This window comes from Bradyrhizobium sp. CCBAU 25338, from assembly GCF_028128965.1.
In the GTDB taxonomy this organism is placed as follows: domain Bacteria; phylum Pseudomonadota; class Alphaproteobacteria; order Rhizobiales; family Xanthobacteraceae; genus Bradyrhizobium; species Bradyrhizobium liaoningense.
The window spans coordinates 601,311-623,366 of sequence record NZ_LFKY01000003.1 but is presented as its reverse complement, the minus strand read 5'-3'; the positions used below and the strand labels follow the sequence as shown (position 1 = coordinate 623,366).

Here is a 22,056-nt window from a genome sequence, read left to right as displayed (position 1 = left end):
GGGCTCCTCTCTCAAGCGGCGTCGGTGAGCAAGGGCCGACGCCGGTTGAACACGAACAGGATCAGGGCGAGCACGATCAGGGCCAGGCCTGCGATCATCTTCAGCTCGGCCGAGGTTGCAGTCTTGGGCAGGCGGATCGCATCGGGCGCGGCAGGCATCGGCCGCCTCAGTTCCGGCTGGTTGCGCGCATCGGCATGGCGTTCACGCAACTGCGTCGGCACCTGCGGCCGCTCGCCGAACACCTTCTCGAAATCCCAGCCGGCCGGCAGATTGATCGGCAGGTCGCTGAGCTTGAGCGGCTCGCCTTCGGGCCGGCTCGGCGTCCTGTCGACCGCAACGAGGCTGGTCAGTCGCGTGACGATCTGATGATCGAGCGCCAGCGCCAGGATCGCCTTGTCGGATTCTTCGGGCGTCATCTCGCGCATGGAGCGCGCCACTTCGGCGTCGCCGATCTTGCGCCTGGCCCAGAGCTTCGACGGGCCCTTGCCTTCAGCGGCGCTTTGCAGCGGCAGCGTCACCGACCACGGGCGATCGCCGACGCGTCCCTTGATTTCGAGGGAGCCCGCGAGCTTGTCGAGCCTGGCCGCCAGCACCAGCGGCTCGTCGCGATAGACGTCCGGAATGATCGCCGGGGTGATGTCGGCCTTGGCGTCGGAAAATCTTGCGGTGAGGCCCGTCACCGCCGGATTCTCCAGCTTGGCGAACAGGCCGCGCATGCGCTCCTCGACCTGCTCAACCGAACCGATATGGGTGAAGGCGCCGCGGCCGAGCTCGGCGGCGCGCGTCATCAGATGGGTGTTGGGCGCCGAGCCGATGCCGACCATGAACACGCGCGAACGGCCACGCATTGCCGTGATCGTCTCGAACAATTGCTGCTCGTTGCCGATCGCGCCGTCGGTCAGGAACACGACCTGGCGGACCATGCTGCTGTCACTGATCTTGTCGGAGAGCGCAGCGCGCATCGCCGGTACCATCTCGGTGCCGCCCCGCGCCTGCAAGGCGCTGACGAACGAGGTCGCCTCGCCGACATGCGCGGCATCCGCCGGTACCGAGGCTGGAAACAGCACGTCCATGGTGTCATCGAAACGCACCACGTTGAAGCGGTCATTGGGCTGGAGCCGGCCGAGGGCATAGAGCAGGCTCGCCTTGGCCTGAACGATGGAGGTGCCGCCCATCGAGCCGGAATTGTCGATCACGAACACGACCTCGCGGGGCAGCGGCTTCTGCGTCGCCTGCTCGACGCTGGGCGGAGTGACGAAGGCGAGCAGGTAATCGGCATCGCCAACATGCTCGCGGAACAGGCCAACCGACGGCGCCAGCCCGGCGGCCGGCTTCCAGGTCAGCTCGAAATCACGATCGGCGGGGACAGCGCCATCAGCGAGCGTGACGATACGCGTCGTGTCGTCCGGACTCTCGATCTTGACGTTATGGTGGTGACTCCTGACCTCGCCGGGCACAAAGCCGGCCTTCAGGCGCACGGTGATGCTGGTCGGGTTGACCGGCGCATGTCTGGCGGGGTCCAGCACAGGCGGCGAGATGCGGTCACGATCCGGAACCGGATCTGACGTCGCTGCGCCCCAGCCGGAGCCGTCTTTGCGGAAGTCGACGCTCTGCACGATCGGCGCCGGATTGTAGCGCGGGGCGACCACCAGCGGCACGCGGAGCGAATATTCGTCGCCGGATTGATGCACCGGCTCCTGATATTCGATCTGCACCAGCACGGTCTCGCCAGGACCGATATTGGCGACCGAATTGGTAAAGACGTTGGGCCGCTCCTGCTCGGTGAGCGCGGCCTTCTGGCCGGCGCTTCGCGCCTGCTCGTAGATCACGCGGGCTTGTTGCCGCTCCTTGATGTCGCCGACGATGACGTGGTCGCCGACCACCATCTTCAGCGTGTCGACGGCACCATTGGCTGCGAGCGGATAGACATAGGTGGCCGCGACCCAGTCCCTGGTCGGATTGCGGAACAGTTGCGTGACGCGGACGCGCAGCGTCGGGCCCGATACGGTGATGTCGATGTCGGTGCCGAGACGGATCGCCTCGGTGTAGGCGCCGTCTTCCTTCAGGAGCAGGCTGCCTGACCGTGCCTCGCCAGGTTGGAGGAGGCTGGTCTGCTCGGCCGTTGCCGACCAGCCGGTCCCGAAGCTCACCAGCAGGGCCACGAAGGCCACCAGCATCACCGCGACGCCCTGCGCGAGAAGGAATAGTCCGAGTTTGATCAGCCGGCCCAGCAACGGGTGTTCGTCGCTGTCGGCAGTGTCGTAGATATCCATTTGGCCTGCTCCCGATGGTTGTTTGCTGGCCCGCAGGATCGGCCTGGAGAGGCTGATGTCGCGAGCAGAATGATCGGCAATGTTCCGCCGTGGCCGGCGCGAGCAGGCCGCCGTCGGGCGGCCATGTGCGGTTTTGTGCTGGTTTGTCCGCCCTGCTAGAATGGCACTCTCAGGGCAGGGTTGATGATGCAAATGCAGGCCGACAAGCAGCTTTCGGACGAGCAGAGCCGCGAGATCGCGGAGACCATTCGCGAAGAGCTGGCCAGACGCCGGATCTCCCGGCAAGCCCTGGCCGAGCAGGCCAAGCTGAGCCTGTCGACGCTGGAGAAGGTGCTCGGCGGCCGCCGGCCATTCACGCTGGCGACGACGGTCCGGCTCGAGCAGGCGCTAGGCGTCTCCTTGCGCAAAAGTGCCATCGTGGTGACGCCTCCGGCCGCAAACGACGTCGCGCCCGACAGCCTCGGCTCCTATGCTCATCGCGCCGTGACCTGGCTCGAGGACGTCTACATCACCCTGCGCCCGTCCTTTGGCGACAAGGACGCGATCTTTGCCTATCGCACCGAGATCGTCTGGGAGCCGAAGGTCTCAGCGCTGGTCTTCCGCGAGGGCGAGCGGACCGACGCAGCCTATGAGCACACCGGCGAGGTCGCCGTTCCCCATCAGTCCGGCTTCATCTACCTCGTCATCATCAAGCACGGTCAGCATCGCGTGATCACGGTGTCGCGGCCGACGGTTGCCGGCGAGATGTACGGCATCATCTCGACGCTTCGCGCCGGCCCCGGCTCGCAGCTCACGCCGATCGCTGCGCCCATCGCCTATGTGCCGCTCAGGAATATTCCAAAGCCGTCCTTGGGGCGGGTTGCGCCCGACGACGACAGCTACGTCTTGTATCGAAAGCATCTGCGCCGCACGGTGGAAGAGTCCTTTGCGCTCTTCCTGCCGGCATAGCCTCGCTTCGACCTCGCTCACACAAAAAGATAGCGGCCTTTCGGCCGCTATCTGGCTTGGGCATGTTCGGCTGATGCGAGCTAGCCGCCGGTTTCCGCGCTGATGATGTCACCGAACAGCTCCCACTGGCCAGCCTTGAAGCGGATCATCTTGAGCTGCTCGATCGGCGCGAAGTCGTTGGCGCTGGTGTTGATCTTGATGCCGGGGATCAACGTATCGGGAGCAAAATCCTTCAGGCTCGCGGCCTGCTTCATCACGTTCTCGCGCGTCAGGTTGTCGCCACACTGCTTCAAGGTCTGAACCAGGGTCTGCGCGGCGGCATAGCCGTAGACGATGTTGGTGTCGGAGACGTTGGCGCCCGGCATGTATTTGTCGATGAAGGCAAGAAACTTCTTCATGCCTTCGTCGTCCTTCCATTGCGGGTCCGATGCGTCCTTCAGATAGCTCGCGGACAGCACGCCTTCCGACGCATCGAGCCCGGCGGGCTTCATCACCGCGCCGATCGAGATCGACACGTCGGTCATCACATGCATCGGCCTCCATTCGAGCTCGGCGATCTTCTTGATCGCCTGTGCCGCGAATTTCGGCGTCGAGATGTTGACGAAGACGTTGGCGCCGGTGCCCTTCAGCTTGACGATGTGGGAATCGATCGAAGGCTCGGTGGTCTCGTAGCTCTCTTCCGCGACGATCAGCGAGGTGGCCTTGTCGCCGAAGATCTCCTTGAGGCCGGCGACGTAGTCCTTGCCGAAATCGTCATTGGCATAGAAGATCGCGACCTTCGCGTCGGGCTTCGCCTGCAGGATATATTTCGCGAAGATCCGCGCCTCGACCCGATAGCTCGGCTGGAAGCCCATGGTCCAGGGAAAACCCTTGGGGTCATTCCACTTGCTGGCGCCGGTTGCGAGGAAGAGCTGCGGGACCTTCTTGGCGTTGTGGTACTTCTGCACGGCGGTCTGGGTCGGCGTGCCCAGCGCGTTGAAGACGAGGAACACCTCGTCGCTTTCGATCAGCTTGCGGACCTGCTCCACGGTCTTGGGCGGCGAATAGCCGTCGTCATAGGAGATCCAGTTGATCTTGCGGCCGTTGATGCCGCCCTGGTCGTTGATCATCTTGAAATAGGCTTCCTCGGTCTTGCCGATAATGCCGTAGGCGGAAGCGGGACCCGAATAGGCCTCGACATTGCCGATCTTGATCTCGGTGTCGCTGGCGCCGGTGTCGTATTTCTTTTGTGCGAAAGCGCTTTGAGCCGAGAGCAAGGTCAGGGCTGTTGCCGCGGCGAGCAGGACGATTTTCTTGTTCTTCATGGAAATTCCTTGGAGTTTCTTGTTGGTAGGGCAGGCACTTCAAAAAGAAAAGCGCCCGCGAGGGGCGCTTCGATCAGGCATTGGCGACCTTCTTGTCGATTTCGGAAGCCACCGAGAATTCCTTGCGCAAGGTCGGTTTGTGGATCTTGCCGGTGGCGTTGCGCGGCAGTGCATCGACGAAGCGGATCTGGCGCGGGCATTTGAAACGCGCCAGATTGGCCGCGCAATGAGCGAAAACCTCTGTCTCCGTCAGCTTTTGTCCCGGCTTGACCGCGACGATGGCGAGGCCCACTTCGCCCCATTGCGGATCGGGAATGCCGATCACGGCAGCTTCGGCGATGGCATTGAGCTGATGCAGGACGTTCTCGACCTCGGCCGGATAGACGTTCTCGCCGCCGGAAATGTACATGTCCTTCCAGCGGTCGACGATGTAGTAGAAGCCTTCCTCGTCGACGCGGGTCGCATCGCCGGTGTGCAGCCAGCCGTCGGTGAAGGATGTCTTGTTCGCTTCCGGCCTGTTCCAGTAGCCCGGCGTGATGTTGGGTCCCTTGACCCAGAGCTCGCCGAGCTCGCCGACATCGGCATCGCTGCCGTCGGGACGCACGATGCGCACTTCCGTATGCAGCACCGGCTTGCCGGCGGAGCCGGCCTTGCGCGCGGCGTCCTCGCGGTCGAGCACCAGCACGGCCGGCGAGGTCTCGGTCATGCCGTAGCCCTGCTGAAGCGCGACGCCGCGCGCCTCCCAGACCTTGAGCAGCGGCACCGGCATCGGAGCGCCGCCGACACCGCCGACGATCAGCCGGCTGAGGTCGGTGGTCGCGAAGGCCGGGTGCTGCGCCATGAACTGGTAGATCGCGGGCACGCCAAAGAACACGTTGATGCCCTGCGCGGGATCGTTGATCAGGCCGAGCGCCGTGCCGGGATCGAAGGCGCGCATGATCATCACGGTGCCGCCGGCGTGCAGCACCGGATTGGTGTAGCAATTGAGACCGCCGGTGTGGAACAGCGGCAGCACCGTGAGCAGCACCGAGGCCGGCCCGATGCAGGCGGGGCCGCCGAGATTGACGCAGTTCCAGAAGGTCATGCCATGCGTGATGGTCGCGCCCTTCGGATGGCCCGTCGTGCCCGAGGTGTACATGACGGTGGAGACGTCATCGAGCGTGACTTCTTCGGCGCGGTCGAGCGGCTTCGCGGCGGCGATACCGGCTTCATAGGTGCCGCCGGGGCCGAGCAGCAGGCTGGTCGAGACGTTGCAGAGCTTTGCGACGGCGAGCGCCGTCTCGGCCAGATCGGTGTCGTGGATCATCACCTTCGGCGCACAATCGGCAGTGATGAACTGGAGCTCGGGAACGGTGAGGCGGGTGTTCAGCGGCACGAAGATGGCACCTAACCGGCCGCAGGCGAACTGCACCTCCAGCGTATCGGTCGTGTTCAGCGCAAGCACGGCGACGCGGTCGCCGCGCGAGACTTTCAGCGCGTGACGCAAGAGCGAGGCGAGGCGCGAGACACGGGCGTCGAGCTGCGAGTAGCTGAAGCGGCGCTCGCTCGCGAGGTCGATCACCGCAACCTTGTTCGGCGTGCGGCGGCCATGATGGGCGATCCAATCGTAGTAACGAACGGCCAAATATTCCTCCCTCGGCGGTCTGTGCCGGCCTCCTCCTTGCTGCCCGTGCGCGATGCCCGGCGTGGCGCTGGCGCCAGCCGGAGTCTGTGCAGCAACGTTTTTTTGAGCCAGAGTTAGCCTGTGCGGGACGAAAATCGTCTTGCGTGGAGTTGCTAGGCCACAGGCTGCGGTGGAGCGGCTCCTATGGTCAGCCACTCTGCGCAAGTGAATCGCTAATGTTCCAGCCATGGTGGACGAGCGAATCCGCCAATAGGGCGAGACTGTAATGAAGAGCCCGTTCTATACCGCCGAGCACGACGCCTTTCGCGACGTCATGCGCCGTTTCGTCGAGAAGGAGATCACCCCGTTCGCCCATGAGTGGGACGAGGCCGGTGAATTCCCGCGCGTGCTCTATCGCAAGGCGGCCGAGATCGGCCTCCTGGGGCTCGGTTTTCCCGAGGAATATGGCGGGATCACCGCCGACCAGTTCATGAAGATCGTCGCCAGCCAGGAGCTGGCGCGCGCCGGCGCCGGCGGTGTCAGTGCCAGCCTGATGAGCCACACCATCGGTTCGCCGCCGATCGCGCGCGCCGCTCGGCCGGAGGTGAAGGCGCGCGTGCTGCCGCAAGTGCTCTCGGGCGAGAAGATCTCTGCGCTCGCGATCACGGAGCCTGGCGGCGGCTCCGATGTCGCGAACCTGAGCACCCGGGCCCGGCGCGACGGCGATCACTACGTCGTGAGCGGTGAGAAAACCTTCATCACCTCGGGCATCCGCGCGGACTATCTGACTGTTGCGGTGCGCACCGGTGGCGAGGGTGCCGGCGGGGTCAGCCTGCTCCTGATCGAAGGCGATACGCCTGGCCTGTCGCGGACGAAGCTGAAGAAGATGGGCTGGTGGGCCTCCGACACCGCGACGCTGCATTTCGACCAATGCCGCGTCCCGGCGGAAAACCTGATCGGCGAGGAGGGCCAGGGGTTCAAGATCATCATGCAGAACTTCAACAGCGAGCGCATGGGCATGGCGGCAAGCTGCACCGCCTTCGCGCGGGTCTGCCTCGACGAGGCGATTTCTTACGCGAAGGAGCGCAAGACCTTCGGCAAGCCGCTCGCCCAGCACCAGGTCATCCGCCACAAGATCGTCGACATGGCGCAGAAGGTCGCGGCGTCCCAGGCGATGCTGGAGATGCTGGCCTGGCGGCTCGAGCAGGGCGAAAGCCCGGTCGCGGAAATCTGCATGATGAAGAACCAGGCGACGCAGACCATGGCCTTCTGCGCCTCGGAAGCCGTGCAGATCTTCGGTGGCGCCGGCTTCATGCGCGGCATCAAGGCCGAGCGCATCTACCGCGAGGTCAAGGTCAATGCCATCGGCGGCGGCACCGAGGAGATCATGAAGGATCTGGCCTCAAGGCAGATGGGGTTGTGAATGTCTCCTCCGTCATGCCCGGGCTCGTCCCGGGCATCCACGTTCTTGCTGCCGGACAAAAAGGCGTGGATGGCCGGGACAAGCCCGGCCATGACGAGCGCATCAGAGATACCGAGAGCTGAGCTGACAAAATGCTATTCACCGCTGACCACGACGACATCCGCCGCAGCCTGCAGAAGTTCATCGCGAACGAGATCAATCCTCACGTCGATGAATGGGAAAAGGCCGACATTTTCCCGGCGCATGAGCTGTTCAAGAAGATGGGCAATCTCGGCTTCCTCGGTCTGAACAAGCCGGTCGAGTTCGGCGGTTCCGGCCTCGACTACTCCTATGCGCTGATGATGGCGGAGGAGTTAGGGGCCATCACCTGCGGTGGTGTGCCGATGGCGATCGGGGTGCAGACCGACATGGCGACGCCCGCGCTGGCGCGGTTCGGCTCCGACGAGGTTCGTCGCGAATTCCTGGCGCCCTCGATCTCGGGCGATTTCGTCGCCTGCATCGGCGTCTCCGAGCCCGGCGCGGGCTCCGATGTCGCCTCGATCAAGACCCAGGCGCGCTCCGACGGCGACGACTACGTCATCAACGGCGGCAAGATGTGGATCACCAACGGCACGCAGGCCGACTGGATCTGCCTGCTCGCCAACACCGGCGATGGCCCCGTTCATCGCAACAAGTCACTGATCTGCGTGCCCATGAAGAGCAATGGCGTCACGGTCGCGCGAAAGCTCGACAAGATGGGCATGCGTTCCTCCGACACAGCGCAGATATTCTTCGACAATGTCCGCGTGCCCAAGCGCAACCGCATCGGCGAGGAGGGCAAGGGTTTTACCTATCAGATGATCCAGTTCCAGGAGGAGCGGCTGTGGGGCGCGGCCGCCTGCCTCAAGTCGCACGAATACATCATCAACGAGACCATCCAGTACACGCGCAATCGCAAAGCCTTTGGCCAGAGCATCCTCGACAACCAGGTCGTGCACTTCAAGCTCGCGGAGATGCAGACCGAGGTCGAACTGCTGCGCGCGCTGATCTATCGTGCCGCCGAGCAGCTGGTGGCGGGCGAAGACGTGACGAGGCTTGCGACCATGGCCAAGCTGAAGGCCGGCCGCCTCGGCCGCGAGCTCACCGACGCCTGCTTGCAATACTGGGGCGGAATGGGCTTTACCAACGAGACGCCGGTCAGCCGCGCCTATCGCGACAGCCGCCTGACCTCGATCGGCGGCGGCGCCGACGAGGTCATGCTGATGGTCCTGTGCAAGATGATGGGTACGCTGCCCGGCAGCAAAGGGAGTGCTTGATGATCACGCTCTATCACTGCGACGCCGCGCGCTCGTTTCGCCCGCTCTGGATGCTGGAGGAGATGGGGCTGCCCTATGAGCTGAAGATGCTGCCGTTCCCGCCGCGCGTCTTCGCCAAGGAATATCTTGCGCTCAATCCGCTGGGCACGATTCCCTTCATGGTCGACGGCGAAACCAAGATGACCGAATCCTCCGGCATCTGCCACTATCTCGGCGTCAAGTACGGACCGACGCCGTTGATGGTCGGACCGGAGGATCCCGCCTATGGCGCCTTCCTGAACTGGATGTATTTCAGCGACGCCACGTTAACCTTCCCGCAGACGCTGGTGCTCCGATACACCCAGCTCGAGCCGGAGGAACGCCGCAACCCGCAAGTCGCCACCGACTACGCAAAGTGGTTCTTGGGCAGACTGCGCGCCGTCGAGGCAGCCACGGCGAATGCCGAAACATTGTGCGCGGGCCGCTTCACCGCCGCTGACATTGTCGTCGGATACGCGCTTCGCCTGGCGAGCAACATCGGGCTCGCCAAGGATTTTGGGCCAAATGTCGCAGCCTATTGGGCTCGCCTGCAGCAGCGCGACGGTTTCAAGCGCGCAGTTGCTGCGGAACAGAAGGCTGGCGCCGAGCAGAATGTTGCAGCGAGGGTGAGGGCGTAAGTTTCCGTCATTCCGGGGCGATGCGCAGCATCGAGCCCGGAATCTCGAGGTTCCGGGTTCGGTCTGCGACCGCCCCGGAACGACGGCGCATGTTTCAATGACAGCGCTATCCTATCGTGACAGCGCCCAAATTTCCGCTAAGGTGACCTCCGTCCGCAGCGGCCAGAGAGCCGCGCGAGGAGGACCCCAATGGAAGATAAAGGTCGCGAATCCGACCATCTGATGCTGATCACGCCCGAGCGGGTATTCTATGCCGGCCTGCTCGGCCGGCCCCGCAAGCGCACCCCCGGTAGCTGCCATGTCTATGTCGCGGTGAAGGGCAGCCTGCATCTGACGACCGACGACGTCCAGACCTCGGACGAGTTGGTCGTGACCCTGCCGAACCAGCGGCACACCATCGCCAGCGACTATCGCACCGTCATCAGCGTGACGCTTGAGCCGGAGAGCATGCCGGATGGCGTGATCGAGGCTTTGGCCGAGCGGCTGCGCGGTCCGGACAAGGCCGCCTATGCGCGCAAGATCCTGGCCGCCTACACGCTGCTGCGCCAGCGCCGCTACGGCGACATCACCACCGCCGAGTTCGACGAGATGTGCTTTGGCGAGGCGCTGCCACGTCGCGTGCTCGACCCGCGCGTGATGCGCGCGGTCGCCCGCATCGGGCGTTTCTCCGGCGAGCCGGTAACGGCGGATACGTGTGCGGCAGAAGCGGGCCTCTCGGCATCGCGCTTCCTGCATCTGTTCAAGGAGGAGACCGGCATCTCCTTCCGCTCCTTCCGTGCCTGGAAGCGCGCGCGGCATCTTCTGCACTTCGCCAACCAGGACCTGAACCTCGCTCATCTCGCGCAGGACATCGGCTATCCCGACTCGACGCATTTCAGTCACTCGATCCGCCGCTTCTACGGATTGAAACCGCGTGCGATCTTCGTCGGCTCGCGCGACCTTGCGATCTACCGCAGCACCGAGACGGTGCGGCTTGCCGAAGCGAGCTGACTTCGGTCTCGCAGGGTGGGCAAAGCGTAGCGTGCCCACCGTCGTCACCGAACCTTGAAACGTGGTGGGCACGGCGCAAGCGCGCCTTTGCCTACCCTACGATTTGCCGTTGCTTTCCAGCTTCTCCGCGCAAGAAGCCGCATGTCGCGCGTCACATGATCGCAAGCGTTGAATTCTCAACGTGCGAGACATTAGTGGCATGAGCGACAAGGCCGTCATCACCTGCGCGCTGAACGGCGTGCTCACCGACCCGAAGCAGCACAACGTGCCTGTGACGCCCGAGCAGATGGCGCGCGAGGCCAAGGCTGCGTTCGATGCCGGCGCGTCCATCATGCACATCCATCTGCGCCAGCAGGCGCCGAACAAGGGGCATCTGCCGTCCTGGGAGGTCGCCGTCAGCAAGGAGATCCAGCAGGCGATCCGCGAGGCGTGCCCTGGCGTGATCATCAACCACACTTCGGGGGTCTCCGGCCCGAACTACAGCGGCGCGCTCGATTGCATCCGCGAGACCAGGCCGGAGATCGCCGCCTGCAATGCCGGTTCGCTGAATTACCTGAAAGTGAAGGCCGACAACACCTGGGCCTGGCCGCCGATGATGTTCGACAATGCCGTCGAGAAGGTGAAGGACTATCTCGACGTCATGAACGCAGTCGGCACCATCCCCGAGTTCGAGTGCTTCGATGTCGGCATCGTCCGCTGCGTCGGCATGTATCGCCAGGTCGGCATGTACAACGGCCCGCTCGAGTACAATTTCGTGATGGGTGTCGCCTCCGGCATGCCTGCTGATCCCGAGCTGCTGCCGATCCTGATCAAGCTGAAGCGCCCCGAGGCGAACTGGCAGGTCACCGCGATCGGCCGCGAGGAGATCTGGCCGCTGCACCAACGCTGCGCCGAGCTCGGCGGCCACTTGCGCACCGGCCTCGAGGACACCTTCTATCTCGCCGACGGCAAGAAGGTGACCTCGAACGGCCAGCTCATCGAAGCCGTCGCCGCCTGCGCGCGGCGTGCCGGCCGCGAGATCGCGAGCCCGGCCGAGGCGCGGAAGATCTTTGGGACGAACAGGTAGTCATACACTCCGTCATTCCGGGATGGCCCGAAGGGCCAGGCCCGGAATCCATACTCCCGATCGTGGTTATGGATTCCGGGCTCGCGACTTCGTCGCGCCCCGGAATGACGACTGGGATAGAGTCATGTCCATTCTCGAAAACACCATCTCCCCCGGCAGCGCCGCGTACCAGGCCAGCCGTGACGGCATGCTCGCGCTGATCGACCGCATGCGCGCGCTGGAAGAGCGCACACGGGCGGCGTCGGCCGCGGCCAAGGATCGCTTCCACAAGCGCGGACAATTGCTGCCGCGCGAACGCGTCGCCCTGGTGCTCGATCCCGGCGCGCCCTTCATCGAGCTGTCCACCCTCGCGGGCTACATGTTCGACGTGCCGGATGCGAACAAGAGCGTGCCCGGCGGCGGCGTCATCGCCGGCATCGGCTTCGTCTCGGGCATTCGCTGCATGGTCAGCGCCAGTGATTCCGGTATCGATGCCGGCGCGCTGCAGCCTTACGGTCTCGACAAGACGCTGCGGGTGCAGGAGCTCGCGCTGGAGAACAAGCTGCCTTACGTGCAGCTCGTCGAAAGCGCCGGCGCAAACCTGCTGCGCTACCGCGTCGAGGATTTTGTCCGCGGCGGCAACATCTTTCGCAATCTGGCGCGTCTTTCCGCGGCCGGCCTGCCGGTCGTCACCGTGACGCACGGCTCGTCCACCGCGGGCGGCGCCTATCAGACCGGCCTCTCCGATTACATCGTCATGGTGCGCGGCCGCACCCGTGCGTTCCTCGCCGGACCGCCGCTGCTGAAGGCCGCGACCGGCGAGATCGCGACCGAGGAAGAGCTCGGCGGCGCCGAGATGCATACGCAGGTCTCCGGCCTCGGCGATTACCTGGCCGAGGACGATCGCGACGCCCTGCGCATCGCGCGCGAGATCATGGCGGCGCTGGAATGGGAGCGGCCGGGCAGGGCGACGCCAGAATTCAAGCCGCCGCGCTACGCCCAGGACGAACTGCTCGGCATCATGCCGATGGACCACAAGCGTCCGGTCGACATGAAGCAGGTGATCGCGCGCATCATCGACGATTCCGATTTCACCGAGATGGCGCCGAATTACGGGCCCGCCACGGTGTGCGGTCATGCCCGCATCGAAGGGCAGGCCATCGGCATCATCACCAACAATGGCCCGCTCGATCCCGCCGGCGCCAACAAGGCGACGCATTTCATCCAGGCCTGCTGCCAGACCCGTACACCGCTGCTCTATCTGAACAACACCACCGGCTATATGGTCGGCAAGGCCTACGAAGAAGCCGGCATGATCAAGCACGGCTCCAAGATGATCCAGGCGGTCACCTCGGCGACGGTGCCGCAGATCACCATCTATTGCGGCGCCTCGTTCGGGGCCGGCAATTACGGCATGTGCGGGCGCGGCTTCCATCCGCGCTTCTGCTTCTCCTGGCCGAATGCCAAGACCGCCGTGATGGGCGGCGAGCAGGCGGCCGAAACCATGGCGATCGTGACCGAAGCCGCCGCGGCGCGCCGCGGCAAGCCGATCGAGAAGGACAAGCTGGATGCCATGAAGGCGCAGATCGTCGGTGTGTTCGACGGCCAGATGGATGTGTTCTCCACCAGCGCACGCGTGCTCGACGACGGCGTGATCGATCCACGCGACACCCGCGCGGTTCTCTCCGAAGTGCTCGCGATCTGCCGCGAGGGTGACGCACGCAATCCCCAGCGCATGCAGTTTTCGGTGGCCCGCCCATGAGGAACGGATCAGTGCAGCATCGGCCGTTCTTCAAGGTCCTGATCGCCAATCGCGGCGAGATCGCATTGCGCGTGATGCGTAGCGCGCGGCGCTTGGGCTTGAGCGTCGTCGCGGTCTATTCGGATGCCGACCGCGATGCGCTCCACGTGCGGCAGGCCGATCAGGCCGTGCGCATCGGCGAAGCGCTTCCGGCGCAATCCTATCTCAGCATTCTCGCGATCATCGGAGCCGCGAAGGCGAGCGGTGCTGATGCCGTCCATCCCGGCTACGGCTTTCTCGCCGAGAACGAGGAGTTCGCACGCGCCTGCAAGGAAGCCGGTCTCGTCTTCATCGGCCCGTCGCCGCAGGCGATCGAGGCGATGGGCAACAAGGCCGGCGCCAAAGAGATCATGAAGAAGGCCGGCGTCCCCATCGTGCCCGGCTATCAGGGCGCAGACCAGGGCGACGAGGTGATGCTCGCGGAAGCCAGAAAGATCGGCTTTCCCGTGATGATCAAGGCGGTCGCCGGAGGCGGCGGGCGCGGCATGCGGCTCGTGGCCGATGCGGCCTCGTTTCCCGATGCGCTGCGCAGTGCGCGTTCCGAGGCGAAGGCCGCGTTCGGTGACCCCACCGTCATCCTGGAACGTGCGATTCAGAACCCGCGTCATATCGAGATCCAGGTGTTCGGCGACAGCCACGGTAACGCCATCCATCTCGGCGAGCGCGATTGCTCGGTGCAGCGGCGGCACCAGAAGCTGATCGAGGAGGCGCCGTCACCCGCGGTCACGCCCGAGTTGCGGGCGAGGATGGGGGAGGTCGCGGTCGCCGCGGTAAAGGCGCTGCGCTACGAGGGCGCGGGGACGTTGGAGTTCCTGCTCGACGAACGTGGCGAGTTCTACTTCATGGAGATGAACACGCGTCTCCAGGTGGAGCATCCCGTGACCGAGGCGGTCACCGGGCTCGATCTCGTCGAGTTGCAGCTGCGCGTCGCGCGTGGCGAGCCTTTGCCGGTGAAGCAGCAGGACATTCGCTTCGAGGGCCATGCCATCGAGGTGCGGCTGTGCTCGGAGGATGCCGCGCAGGATTTCATGCCGCAGTCCGGCCGCATGGCACGCTGGCAGGTGCCCGACGGCATCCGCGTCGAGCACGCGCTGCAGTCGGGCTCAGAAATCCCGCCGTTCTACGATTCCATGATCGCCAAGATCATCAGCCATGGTGCGAGTCGCGAGGAGGCGAGAGGACGGCTGATCGTCGGCCTGGAGCAGCTCACGGCGTTTGGCGTGACCACGAACCAGGCGTTCCTGATGTCCTGCCTGCGTCACTCCGGCTTTGCCAAGGGCGAGGCGACGACAGCCTTCATCGGTGCGCATCGCGACGAGCTGCTGGCGCCGCGCAGGGGCGCTGCGTTCGATACGGTGTTGGCGGGCTTGCTGCTCTACGTCACAAATCCGCGCGCGCCTGCCTGGCAACGTGGTCGGAGTCTGTCCGCAACGTTCCCGCTTCCAGCGAAACTCGAGATCGCCGGCCACGTCCACGAGCTCGAAGTCACGCGCGAGCGCGATGGCAGCTACACCGTCGCCACCGACGGCCGTCAGGACAGGTTCGAGATCGAGCAGCTCGATGCCGATGCGATCCGTTTTCGCCATGATGGTGTGATGGACAGCGCCAAATTCCTGCGCGATGCCGACCGGCTCTACCTCCAGCATCGCGGCATCCCGCTTGCGGTGATTGATCTCACGCTGGCGGCGCCGAAGGCTGCAGCAAGCAACGGCGGTGACGGCAAGGTCCGCGCCGCCATGAATGGCCGCGTCGTCGCCGTCCTGGTCAAGCCGGGCGACCGCGTCACCGCGGGCCAGCCGGTGCTGACGCTGGAAGCGATGAAGATGGAACACGTCCACAAGGCCGGCCTCGACGGCGTCGTCGCGGCGATCGACGTTGCCGAAGGCGAGCAGGTGACGACAGGCAGGATCGTGGCGGAGATCGGGGCGGGGTAGCGCCGCGAATGCCGGTATCGGGTGGGCAACGGCGCCCCAGCGTCGTACCTACGCCTGTTGATCAACGAAATACGAAGAATTTCAATACGATAGGTTTGCGAATCATACCTTTGCGCAATTCGTATTGAACGACGTTCATTTTCGCGCTACAAACATGAACATTGTTCAATTCGTGTGGAGGCTCGCATGCCGCGCGCAACGCTCCCCTCAGTGTCCAGCCGGCTGCCGTTCGCCGTACCAACGGTCCGCGAAAAATGCCTGGTCGGCGCGCTGTTCGTCCTTGCGGTGGTGGTGCTGCTAGCACCTGCGCTGCCTGCCGCCGCCTGGCACATCCCGCATTTCGTTGACACCCGCCCCTGGCTGGGTGTGCCCAATGCCGGCGACGTGCTGAGCAATCTCGCCTTCCTCGCGATGGGTGTCTGGGGCACGGAGCGGCTGCGCGCCCGCAATGATGCGCTCGCGGGTGCAGGCTGGTTCTTCGTCGGACTGATCCTCACCTGCTTGGGCTCAGGCTTCTATCATCTGGACCCCGATATGCCGCAGCGGCTCGTGGCCGATCGCGTCGGCATGGCGGTGGCGTTCGCGGGCTTTCTTGGCATCGCGGCCAGCGAGCGCATCAGCGTGCGCGCAGGCGAAGCGGTGCTGGTGCTGATGATGGTTGCGGGACTGCTCGCGGCCTGGGTGGCACACGAGAATCTCACTCCATGGGCGGTCGTGCAATTCGGCGGCATGGCTCTCGCCGTGGGACTGGCGTTCACACGACCCCTGCCGGGTGCGCTTGGCGTGCCGCTCGGCGGCGTGATCTTCTTCTATGTGCTGGCGAAACTCTTCGAACTCGGTGACGCGACAGTGTTCGAAGCGACGGGGCACATCGTCTCGGGCCACACGCTCAAGCATCTGGCCGCGGCGTTGGCGGCCTGGCCCGTGATCCGGGCGTTGCGGCCTACTGGCCGCGCCCCGTCCCCTCATTGAGCAAGCACGCCACCTGGTGCCCGTCGCCGGCGTCCGCCAGCGCCGGCCGCTCCGTCTTGCAGCGTTCCATCGCAAATCGGCAGCGCGTGTGAAACGCACAGCCCGAAGGCGGGTTGACCGGGCTCGGCACGTCGCCGTCGACGAGCGGAGCGAGCTTCTTCGCGAGCGGGTTGGCGACGGGCACCGACGCGAGCAGGGCCTGCGTGTAGGGATGACGGGGGTTGCGGAACAGTTCGTCCTTCTCGGCGATCTCGACGATGCGGCCGAGATACATCACCGCGACGCGGTGGCTGATATGGGCGACCACGGCGAGGTCGTGGGCGATGAAGAGGTAGGAGAAACCGTGCTGGCGCTGCAGGTCGATCAGGAGGTTGATCACCTGCGCCTGGATCGAGACGTCGAGCGCGGACACCGGCTCGTCGCAGACGATCAGGCGCGGCCCCAGCGCCAGGGCCCGTGCAATGCAGATGCGCTGGCGCTGGCCGCCGGAGAACTGATGCGGGAAGTTGCGCATCTGGTCGGGCCGCAGGCCCACCTGCTCGAACAGCTGTGCGACGCGCGCCTCCAGCGCCTTGCCGCTTGCAAGGCCATGCACGGCGATTGGTTCGCCGACGATGTCGCCCGCAGTCATGCGCGGATTGAGTGAGGCAAACGGGTCCTGGAACACGATCTGCATCGAACGCCGGTGCGGGCGCAGCGCCGTCTTCGACAGATGGGTGATGTCCTCGCCGTCGAGGCGGATCTGGCCCGAGGTCGGCTCGACCAGCCGCAGCACGCTCCGCGCCACCGTGGACTTGCCGCAGCCGGATTCGCCGACGAGGCCGAGCGTCTCGCCGGTTCCGAGCGCGAATGAGACGCCGTCGACCGCATGCACGGTGCCGACTTGCCGGCGCAACACGCCGGCGCGCACCGGGTAGTGCTTCTTGAGGTCGGTGACTTCGAGCAGCGCTTCGGTCATGCCACCTCCGCGACTTCTTCCGCGCGCCAGCAGGCAGCGAGATGGCCGCCGCCCCAGTCGGCCAGCGGCGGATACTCGGCCTCGCAGCGCTTGATGGCGAGCTTGCAGCGTGGCGCGAAGGCGCAACCCTTCGGCAGCCCCACCAGCGAGGGCACCGTGCCGGGGATCTCGTTCAGCCGCGCCTGCGCCGGGACACCGGATGCCGGGACGGCCGGGATCGAGGCCATCAACCCGCGCGTATAGGGATGCATTGGCGAGGCGAACAGCGCCTCGACGCTGGCCTCCTCGACCTTTCGCCCCGCATACATCACGATCACGCGCTGCGCCGTCTGCGCGACGACGCCGAGATCGTGCGTGATCAGCACGAGGCCGGTGCCGAGCTCCTTCTGAAGGTCGAGGATCAGCGCCAGGATCTGCGCCTGGATGGTGACGTCGAGCGCGGTGGTCGGCTCGTCCGCGATCAGCAACGCCGGCCGGCAGGCCAGCGCCATCGCGATCATCGCGCGCTGGCGCATGCCGCCGGACAGCTGATGCGGATATTCCCGCGCACGTCGTGCCGGCTCGGGAATGCGCACCAGGCGCAGCATCTCGACCGCGATATTCTGCGCTTCCTTCGACGTGATATTCCGATGCAGCCGCACCGCCTCGGCGATCTGGTCGCCGATTCGCATCACCGGATTGAGCGAAGTCATCGGCTCCTGGAAGATCATGGAGATGCGGTTGCCCCTGACCGCGCGCATCTGCGCTTCATCCAGCGACAGCAGCTCGGTGCCTTCGAGCGTGACGGAGCCGCCGACGATGCGACCGGGCGGATCGGGCACGAGCCGCATCAAGGACAGCGCGGTGACGCTCTTGCCGCAGCCGGATTCGCCGACGATCGCCAGCGTCTCGCCGCGTCCGACATTGAACGAGAGATCGTCGACGGCCTTGAACAGGCCGGAATTAGTGAAGAACACCGTCTTCAGATTCTTCACGTCGAGCACGAGATCGGATTTGTCCGCCATCAGCCGCGCTGCCTCGGATCCAGGATGTCGCGCAGGGCGTCGCCGAACAGGTTGGCGCCGAACACGGCGAGGCTGATCGCGATGCCCGGGAAGATCACGAGCCACGGCGCGGTGCGGACATATTCGGCGGCGGATTCCGACAGCATGCGCCCCCAGGACGGATAAGGCTCGGGAATGCCGAGGCCGAGGAAGGACAACGAGGCTTCGGTGAGGATGGTCGAGCCGAGCTGCGCGGTCGCCAACACGATCAGCGGCGCCAGCGTGTTCGGCAGCACGTGGCGCAGCGCGATCCGCATCTCGCTCATGCCGATCGACTTGGCGGCTTCCACGAACGGCTGCTCGCGCAGCGCCAGCGTATTGGCGCGGATGACGCGCGCGACCGTCGGGATCAGCGGAATGGCGATGGCGATGATCACATTGGGCAGCGAAGGGCCGAGCGCCGCCGTCATCACCAGGGCCAGCACCAGGAGCGGCAGCGCCTGGAGAACGTCGGAGACGCGCTGGAAGACGAGATCGACCCAGCCGGAGAGATAGCCCGAAGTGAGGCCGACAATCACGCCGATGGTGCCGCCGAGCGCGGTCGAACCGAGCCCGACCGCGAGCGAGATCCGCGCGCCGTGGATGATGCGGCTGAACACGTCGCGACCGAAGGAATCGGTGCCCATCCAGTGCGCGAGGCTCGGTCGGGCCAGCGCGCGGGCGGAATCGACCGTCAGCGGATCATAGCGCGCGATGAAGTCGGCAAAGATCGCGGTCAGCACGAACACCGTCAGGATGACGAGGCCAGCCGCGCCCAGCACATGCCGCTGCGCCATGAACAGCACGCGCCGCCAGCCGCCGGTCGCATATGCGCCGGCCCGCCTCAGTTCAACGTCGAAGTCGATCGCAGCCAAGCTGGTCTCCTAGTCCGTGTATCTGATGCGCGGGTCGAATACCGCGTAGAGCATGTCGACGGTGAAATTCGCGAACACCACCACGACCGCGATGAACATCACGAGATTCTGCACGATCGGATAGTCGCGCCAGCGGATCGCCTCGACCAGGAAGCGCGCGACGCCGGGAATGTTGAACACCGTCTCGGTGACGATCAGGCCGCCGATCAGGAACGCCGCCTCGATGCCGATCACGGTGATGACGGGCAAGATCGCGTTCTTCAGCGCGTGGTGATAGTTCACCGCCGCTTCGGAGGCGCCCTTGGCGCGGGCGGTGCGGATATAGTCCTGCCGCAGCACCTCCAGCATCGAGGAGCGGGTGATGCGCATGGTCAGCGCTGCGCTGCGGAAGCCGACGGCGGCCGCCGGCACGGCATAGGTCGCGAACGCTTCGAGCCAGGTCTGCGGATTCGGATTGAAGATCGGCATCTGGCCGAACATCGCCACCGATGCGGTGAGGATCAAAAGTCCGAGCCAGAACGAGGGCAGCGACAATCCGCTGAGGCTGACGATGCGGAGCGCGTAGTCGAGCTTTGTCCCCTGCTTCACCGCGCTGATGACGCCGAGCGGAATGCCGATCGATGCCGAGAACAACAGCGCGAGGCCGGCGAGCCGCGCCGTGATCGGGATCCGCGGCAGGATCTCCTGCAGCGCCGGCTTTTCCGAGACATAGGAGTAGCCGAGATCGCCGCGCAGGAATCCGCTGATCCAGTGCCAATATTGCACGATCAGCGGCCGGTCGATGCCGAGCTCCTTCTCCAGATTGGCCTTATCGGCCGGGTCGACGTAGCCGGCGGCCGCGAACAGGATGTCGACGATGTTGCCGGGAACGATCCGCAGCAGGAAGAAGATGACGATCGAGATCCCGAACAGGGTCACGAGCATCAGCAACAGGCGCCGCACCAGATAGGCAAACATGCACCGCCTCCCGTCGAACCCGTCAGCCGCCCGCGGCGTGCGCTACTTGTCCAGCCACACATCCTCGTAGCGATAGCCGTTATAGGAGCTGTTGGTCATGACGGTGAGGCCCTTGACGTAGGGCTGCCAGCAGCTGCCCATGCGGCTGTGGAAGATGATGGGCCGTGCGACGTCCTCCTGCAATTTCTTGTCGATGTCCCAGACCAGCTTCTTGCGCTTGTCGACATTGGTCTCCTGCGACTGCACGTCGAACAGCTTCTCGATCTCCTTGTTGCAGTAATTGGTGTAGTTGCGCTCAGAGCCGCAGGAATAGTTCTCGTAGAAGGACTGGTCGGGATCGTCCACGGCGTTGCCGGTGAGATTGAGCCCGATCATGTAGTCCTTGCGCGCGACCTTCGGGAACCAGTTTGCGGTCTCGACCACGTCGACCTCGCCGTCGATGTAGATCGTCTTGAGCTGGTCGATCAGGATCACCGCGGGATCGCGATAGATCGGGATGTTGCGGGTGGAGACCTTGACGGCGAGATGCTTGTCCGGCCCGTAGCCGGCCTTCTGCATCAGCTTCTTCGCCTCCTCGCGGTTGGCCTTCACGTCGGGGCCATAGCCGGGAATGGTCTCCAGCATCTCCTTGGGCATACCCCACAGGCCGTTCGGCGGTGGCAGCATGGTGCCGCCGATGTCGCCCTGGCCCTCGAACATGATCGAGATGAAAGCCTTGCGGTCCAGCGCCATCGCCATGGCGCGGCGGATGTCAACATTGTCGAACGGCGGCGAGGAAGAGTTGACGATGATGTTGGTCGACACGTTCGTCGGCGCGATCTCGCAGATCACGTTCGGCGCCTGCGATTTGACGTCCTTCACCAGCGGAATCGTCACCTCCGTCGGAAACGTCATGTCGAACTTGCCGGCGACGAAGGCGAGGATCGCAGTCGAGCGGTTCGGGATGATGGTGAGCTCGATGCCGTCGAGGTAAGGCCGGCCCTTGCGCCAATAGTCGGGATTGCGGGTCAGCTTGATGGATTCATTGGCCTTGAACTCGACGAACTTGAAGGGGCCGGTTCCGATCGGATGCGTGCGCATCTCTGCCGGCGAGACATGGCAGGGATAGACCGGGGTGTAGCCCGAGGCGAGCAGCGCCAGCAGGGAGGGCTGCGGCCGTTTCAGGTTGAAGGAAACCTCGAAGTCGCCATTGGTCGAGATGTCGTTCACCTGGTCGTACCAGGATTTGCGCGGGTTCTGCCGGAACTTCTGCTGCGCCTTGCCCATCAGCATGTCGAAAGTGCATTTGACGTCGGCCGAGGTGAACGGCTTGCCGTCGTGCCATTTCACGCCCTGGCGCAGCTTGAAGGTCAGCGTCTTGTTGTCGTTCACCCAGGCCCAGCTCTCCGCAAGCTCGGGGACGATGCTGTCCATGCTGTTCTGCGCCACGTCCTGCTTGTAGATGGCGAGATTGTTGAACACGGGCATGAAAGGAACGTTGAGCGAGTAGGTCGCGCCTTCATGGATCGAGGCATTGCCGGGGCTGTCGCGGTGATACATCCGCAAAATGCCGCCCTGCTTGGGCTCGCCGGCGAGCGTGGCGGTTGAGGCCGTCAGCACAGATAGCGCCGCCATTGCGGCGAGCGCCCACACGCTCCGCATGCTCATCCTCCCTGGACAACGGCCTTTTGCGGCCTGTTTGTCAGACGATAGCGAGGCGCGTGCAGCGAGGCAACCCGCAAGGCCACCCAGCCTCTCGACAATTCGGATGACGGCAGGCTGCGGGGCTTACACTTTCACAATGCGAGAGTGCAGGTGCGAACGGTTCCTGCGCGGGTGTTGGTCTCGACTGCCGCAACAAACTCCACCGTCTCCCCGGACAAGCGCGCCTTAAGCGCGCGCAGATCCGGGATCCATAGCCACAGGACGTGGTTTGACGAACACTTCGGAGTTGCCAGTTCGCGCCGCAACTTCTCCCTGGGAGTATGGGTCCCGGGTCTGCGCTTACGCTTGCCCGGGAC

Annotated in this window: 17 protein-coding genes; 9 read left to right on the top strand and 8 right to left on the bottom strand. The window is 64.8% G+C overall.

The genetic code is table 11. From position 1 onward, the window contains the following. Positions 1-11: 11 nt before the first annotated feature. A complete protein-coding gene (locus ACM42_RS08150; protein WP_271527418.1) occupies positions 12-2,273 on the bottom strand; it encodes a marine proteobacterial sortase target protein in 2,262 nt (753 codons plus the stop codon). A 186-nt stretch (positions 2,274-2,459) separates the two neighbouring features. On the opposite strand from ACM42_RS08150, the gene ACM42_RS08145 reads away from it, so the two are divergent. Beyond that, the gene (locus ACM42_RS08145; RefSeq protein ID WP_271527472.1) at positions 2,460-3,221 is read left to right on the top strand and encodes a helix-turn-helix transcriptional regulator; all 762 of its coding nucleotides are present in this window, start codon (positions 2,460-2,462) and stop codon (positions 3,219-3,221) included. A gap of 80 nt (positions 3,222-3,301) precedes the next feature. On the opposite strand, the gene ACM42_RS08140 is transcribed toward ACM42_RS08145, so the two are convergent. Together ACM42_RS08140 and ACM42_RS08135 are read right to left on the bottom strand one after the other, a co-directional pair. Beyond that, on the bottom strand, positions 3,302-4,525 hold the full coding sequence (locus ACM42_RS08140) for an ABC transporter substrate-binding protein (RefSeq protein ID WP_271527417.1): 1,224 nt from the start codon (positions 4,523-4,525) through the stop codon (positions 3,302-3,304). A gap of 73 nt (positions 4,526-4,598) precedes the next feature. After that, positions 4,599-6,149, bottom strand: a complete 1,551-nt coding sequence (locus ACM42_RS08135; RefSeq protein WP_271527416.1) for an acyl-CoA synthetase — start codon at positions 6,147-6,149, stop codon at positions 4,599-4,601. A 265-nt stretch (positions 6,150-6,414) separates the two neighbouring features. Here ACM42_RS08135 and ACM42_RS08130 point away from each other — a divergent pair, with 265 nt between their 5' ends. The 8 genes from ACM42_RS08130 (at position 6,415) to ACM42_RS08095 (ending at position 16,244) form a co-directional block, all read left to right on the top strand. Continuing rightward, on the top strand, positions 6,415-7,551 hold the full coding sequence (locus ACM42_RS08130) for an acyl-CoA dehydrogenase family protein (RefSeq protein ID WP_271527415.1): 1,137 nt from the start codon (positions 6,415-6,417) through the stop codon (positions 7,549-7,551). A 131-nt stretch (positions 7,552-7,682) separates the two neighbouring features. Further along, entirely contained in the window at positions 7,683-8,846 is a 1,164-nt protein-coding gene (locus ACM42_RS08125) for an acyl-CoA dehydrogenase family protein (protein ID WP_271527414.1), read from the top strand. Continuing rightward, positions 8,846-9,502 (top strand): glutathione S-transferase family protein, encoded by a 657-nt coding sequence (locus ACM42_RS08120; protein WP_271527413.1) that lies wholly within the window; start codon positions 8,846-8,848, stop codon positions 9,500-9,502. The genes ACM42_RS08125 and ACM42_RS08120 overlap by 1 nt, the downstream gene beginning before the upstream one ends. A gap of 189 nt (positions 9,503-9,691) precedes the next feature. Further along, entirely contained in the window at positions 9,692-10,492 is an 801-nt protein-coding gene (locus ACM42_RS08115; protein ID WP_271527412.1) for an AraC family transcriptional regulator, read from the top strand. 199 nt (positions 10,493-10,691) lie between these two features. Next, positions 10,692-11,558 (top strand): 3-keto-5-aminohexanoate cleavage protein, encoded by an 867-nt coding sequence (locus tag ACM42_RS08110; RefSeq protein ID WP_271527411.1) that lies wholly within the window; start codon positions 10,692-10,694, stop codon positions 11,556-11,558. A 124-nt stretch (positions 11,559-11,682) separates the two neighbouring features. Then, the gene (locus ACM42_RS08105; protein ID WP_271527410.1) at positions 11,683-13,299 is read left to right on the top strand and encodes an acyl-CoA carboxylase subunit beta; all 1,617 of its coding nucleotides are present in this window, start codon (positions 11,683-11,685) and stop codon (positions 13,297-13,299) included. Continuing rightward, positions 13,296-15,272 (top strand): acetyl-CoA carboxylase biotin carboxylase subunit, encoded by a 1,977-nt coding sequence (locus ACM42_RS08100; RefSeq protein ID WP_271527409.1) that lies wholly within the window; start codon positions 13,296-13,298, stop codon positions 15,270-15,272. The genes ACM42_RS08105 and ACM42_RS08100 overlap by 4 nt, the downstream gene beginning before the upstream one ends. 186 nt (positions 15,273-15,458) lie before the next feature. Continuing rightward, positions 15,459-16,244, top strand: coding sequence for a hypothetical protein (locus ACM42_RS08095; RefSeq protein ID WP_271527408.1), 786 nt, complete (start codon positions 15,459-15,461; stop codon positions 16,242-16,244). Here ACM42_RS08095 and ACM42_RS08090 read toward each other — a convergent pair. The 5 genes from ACM42_RS08090 to ACM42_RS08070 are packed head-to-tail and all read right to left on the bottom strand — an operon-like array spanning position 16,216 to position 21,697. Next, the gene (locus ACM42_RS08090) at positions 16,216-17,202 is read right to left on the bottom strand and encodes an ABC transporter ATP-binding protein (RefSeq protein ID WP_271527407.1); all 987 of its coding nucleotides are present in this window, start codon (positions 17,200-17,202) and stop codon (positions 16,216-16,218) included. The two genes, ACM42_RS08095 and ACM42_RS08090, sit on opposite strands and share 29 nt — an antisense overlap. Beyond that, a complete protein-coding gene (locus ACM42_RS08085; protein WP_271527406.1) occupies positions 17,199-18,206 on the bottom strand; it encodes an ABC transporter ATP-binding protein in 1,008 nt (335 codons plus the stop codon). Before ACM42_RS08085 ends, ACM42_RS08090 begins: the two co-directional genes overlap by 4 nt. Continuing rightward, positions 18,206-19,099, bottom strand: coding sequence for an ABC transporter permease (locus tag ACM42_RS08080; protein ID WP_271527405.1), 894 nt, complete (start codon positions 19,097-19,099; stop codon positions 18,206-18,208). Before ACM42_RS08080 ends, ACM42_RS08085 begins: the two co-directional genes overlap by 1 nt. Before the next feature lie 9 nt (positions 19,100-19,108). Continuing rightward, the gene (locus ACM42_RS08075; RefSeq protein ID WP_271527404.1) at positions 19,109-20,056 is read right to left on the bottom strand and encodes an ABC transporter permease; all 948 of its coding nucleotides are present in this window, start codon (positions 20,054-20,056) and stop codon (positions 19,109-19,111) included. A gap of 42 nt (positions 20,057-20,098) precedes the next feature. Next, positions 20,099-21,697: an ABC transporter substrate-binding protein gene (locus ACM42_RS08070; RefSeq protein ID WP_271527403.1), complete on the bottom strand. Its 1,599-nt coding sequence runs from the start codon at positions 21,695-21,697 to the stop codon at positions 20,099-20,101. Positions 21,698-22,056 lie beyond the last annotated feature (359 nt).

Excerpts from the sequence above, each read along its gene's own strand:
- ACM42_RS08150 (WP_271527418.1), bottom strand. The coding sequence starts at position 2,273 with ATGGATATCTACGACACTGCCGACAGCGACGAACACCCGTTGCTGGGC.
- ACM42_RS08145 (WP_271527472.1), top strand. The coding sequence starts at position 2,460 with ATGCAAATGCAGGCCGACAAGCAGCTTTCGGACGAGCAGAGCCGCGAG.
- ACM42_RS08140 (WP_271527417.1), bottom strand. The coding sequence starts at position 4,525 with ATGAAGAACAAGAAAATCGTCCTGCTCGCCGCGGCAACAGCCCTGACC.
- ACM42_RS08130 (WP_271527415.1), top strand. The coding sequence starts at position 6,415 with ATGAAGAGCCCGTTCTATACCGCCGAGCACGACGCCTTTCGCGACGTC.
- ACM42_RS08125 (WP_271527414.1), top strand. The coding sequence starts at position 7,683 with ATGCTATTCACCGCTGACCACGACGACATCCGCCGCAGCCTGCAGAAG.
- ACM42_RS08120 (WP_271527413.1), top strand. The coding sequence starts at position 8,846 with ATGATCACGCTCTATCACTGCGACGCCGCGCGCTCGTTTCGCCCGCTC.
- ACM42_RS08115 (WP_271527412.1), top strand. The coding sequence starts at position 9,692 with ATGGAAGATAAAGGTCGCGAATCCGACCATCTGATGCTGATCACGCCC.
- ACM42_RS08110 (WP_271527411.1), top strand. The coding sequence starts at position 10,692 with ATGAGCGACAAGGCCGTCATCACCTGCGCGCTGAACGGCGTGCTCACC.
- ACM42_RS08105 (WP_271527410.1), top strand. The coding sequence starts at position 11,683 with ATGTCCATTCTCGAAAACACCATCTCCCCCGGCAGCGCCGCGTACCAG.
- ACM42_RS08100 (WP_271527409.1), top strand. The coding sequence starts at position 13,296 with ATGAGGAACGGATCAGTGCAGCATCGGCCGTTCTTCAAGGTCCTGATC.
- ACM42_RS08095 (WP_271527408.1), top strand. The coding sequence starts at position 15,459 with ATGCCGCGCGCAACGCTCCCCTCAGTGTCCAGCCGGCTGCCGTTCGCC.
- ACM42_RS08090 (WP_271527407.1), bottom strand. The coding sequence starts at position 17,202 with ATGACCGAAGCGCTGCTCGAAGTCACCGACCTCAAGAAGCACTACCCG.
- ACM42_RS08085 (WP_271527406.1), bottom strand. The coding sequence starts at position 18,206 with ATGGCGGACAAATCCGATCTCGTGCTCGACGTGAAGAATCTGAAGACG.
- ACM42_RS08075 (WP_271527404.1), bottom strand. The coding sequence starts at position 20,056 with ATGTTTGCCTATCTGGTGCGGCGCCTGTTGCTGATGCTCGTGACCCTG.
- ACM42_RS08070 (WP_271527403.1), bottom strand. The coding sequence starts at position 21,697 with ATGCGGAGCGTGTGGGCGCTCGCCGCAATGGCGGCGCTATCTGTGCTG.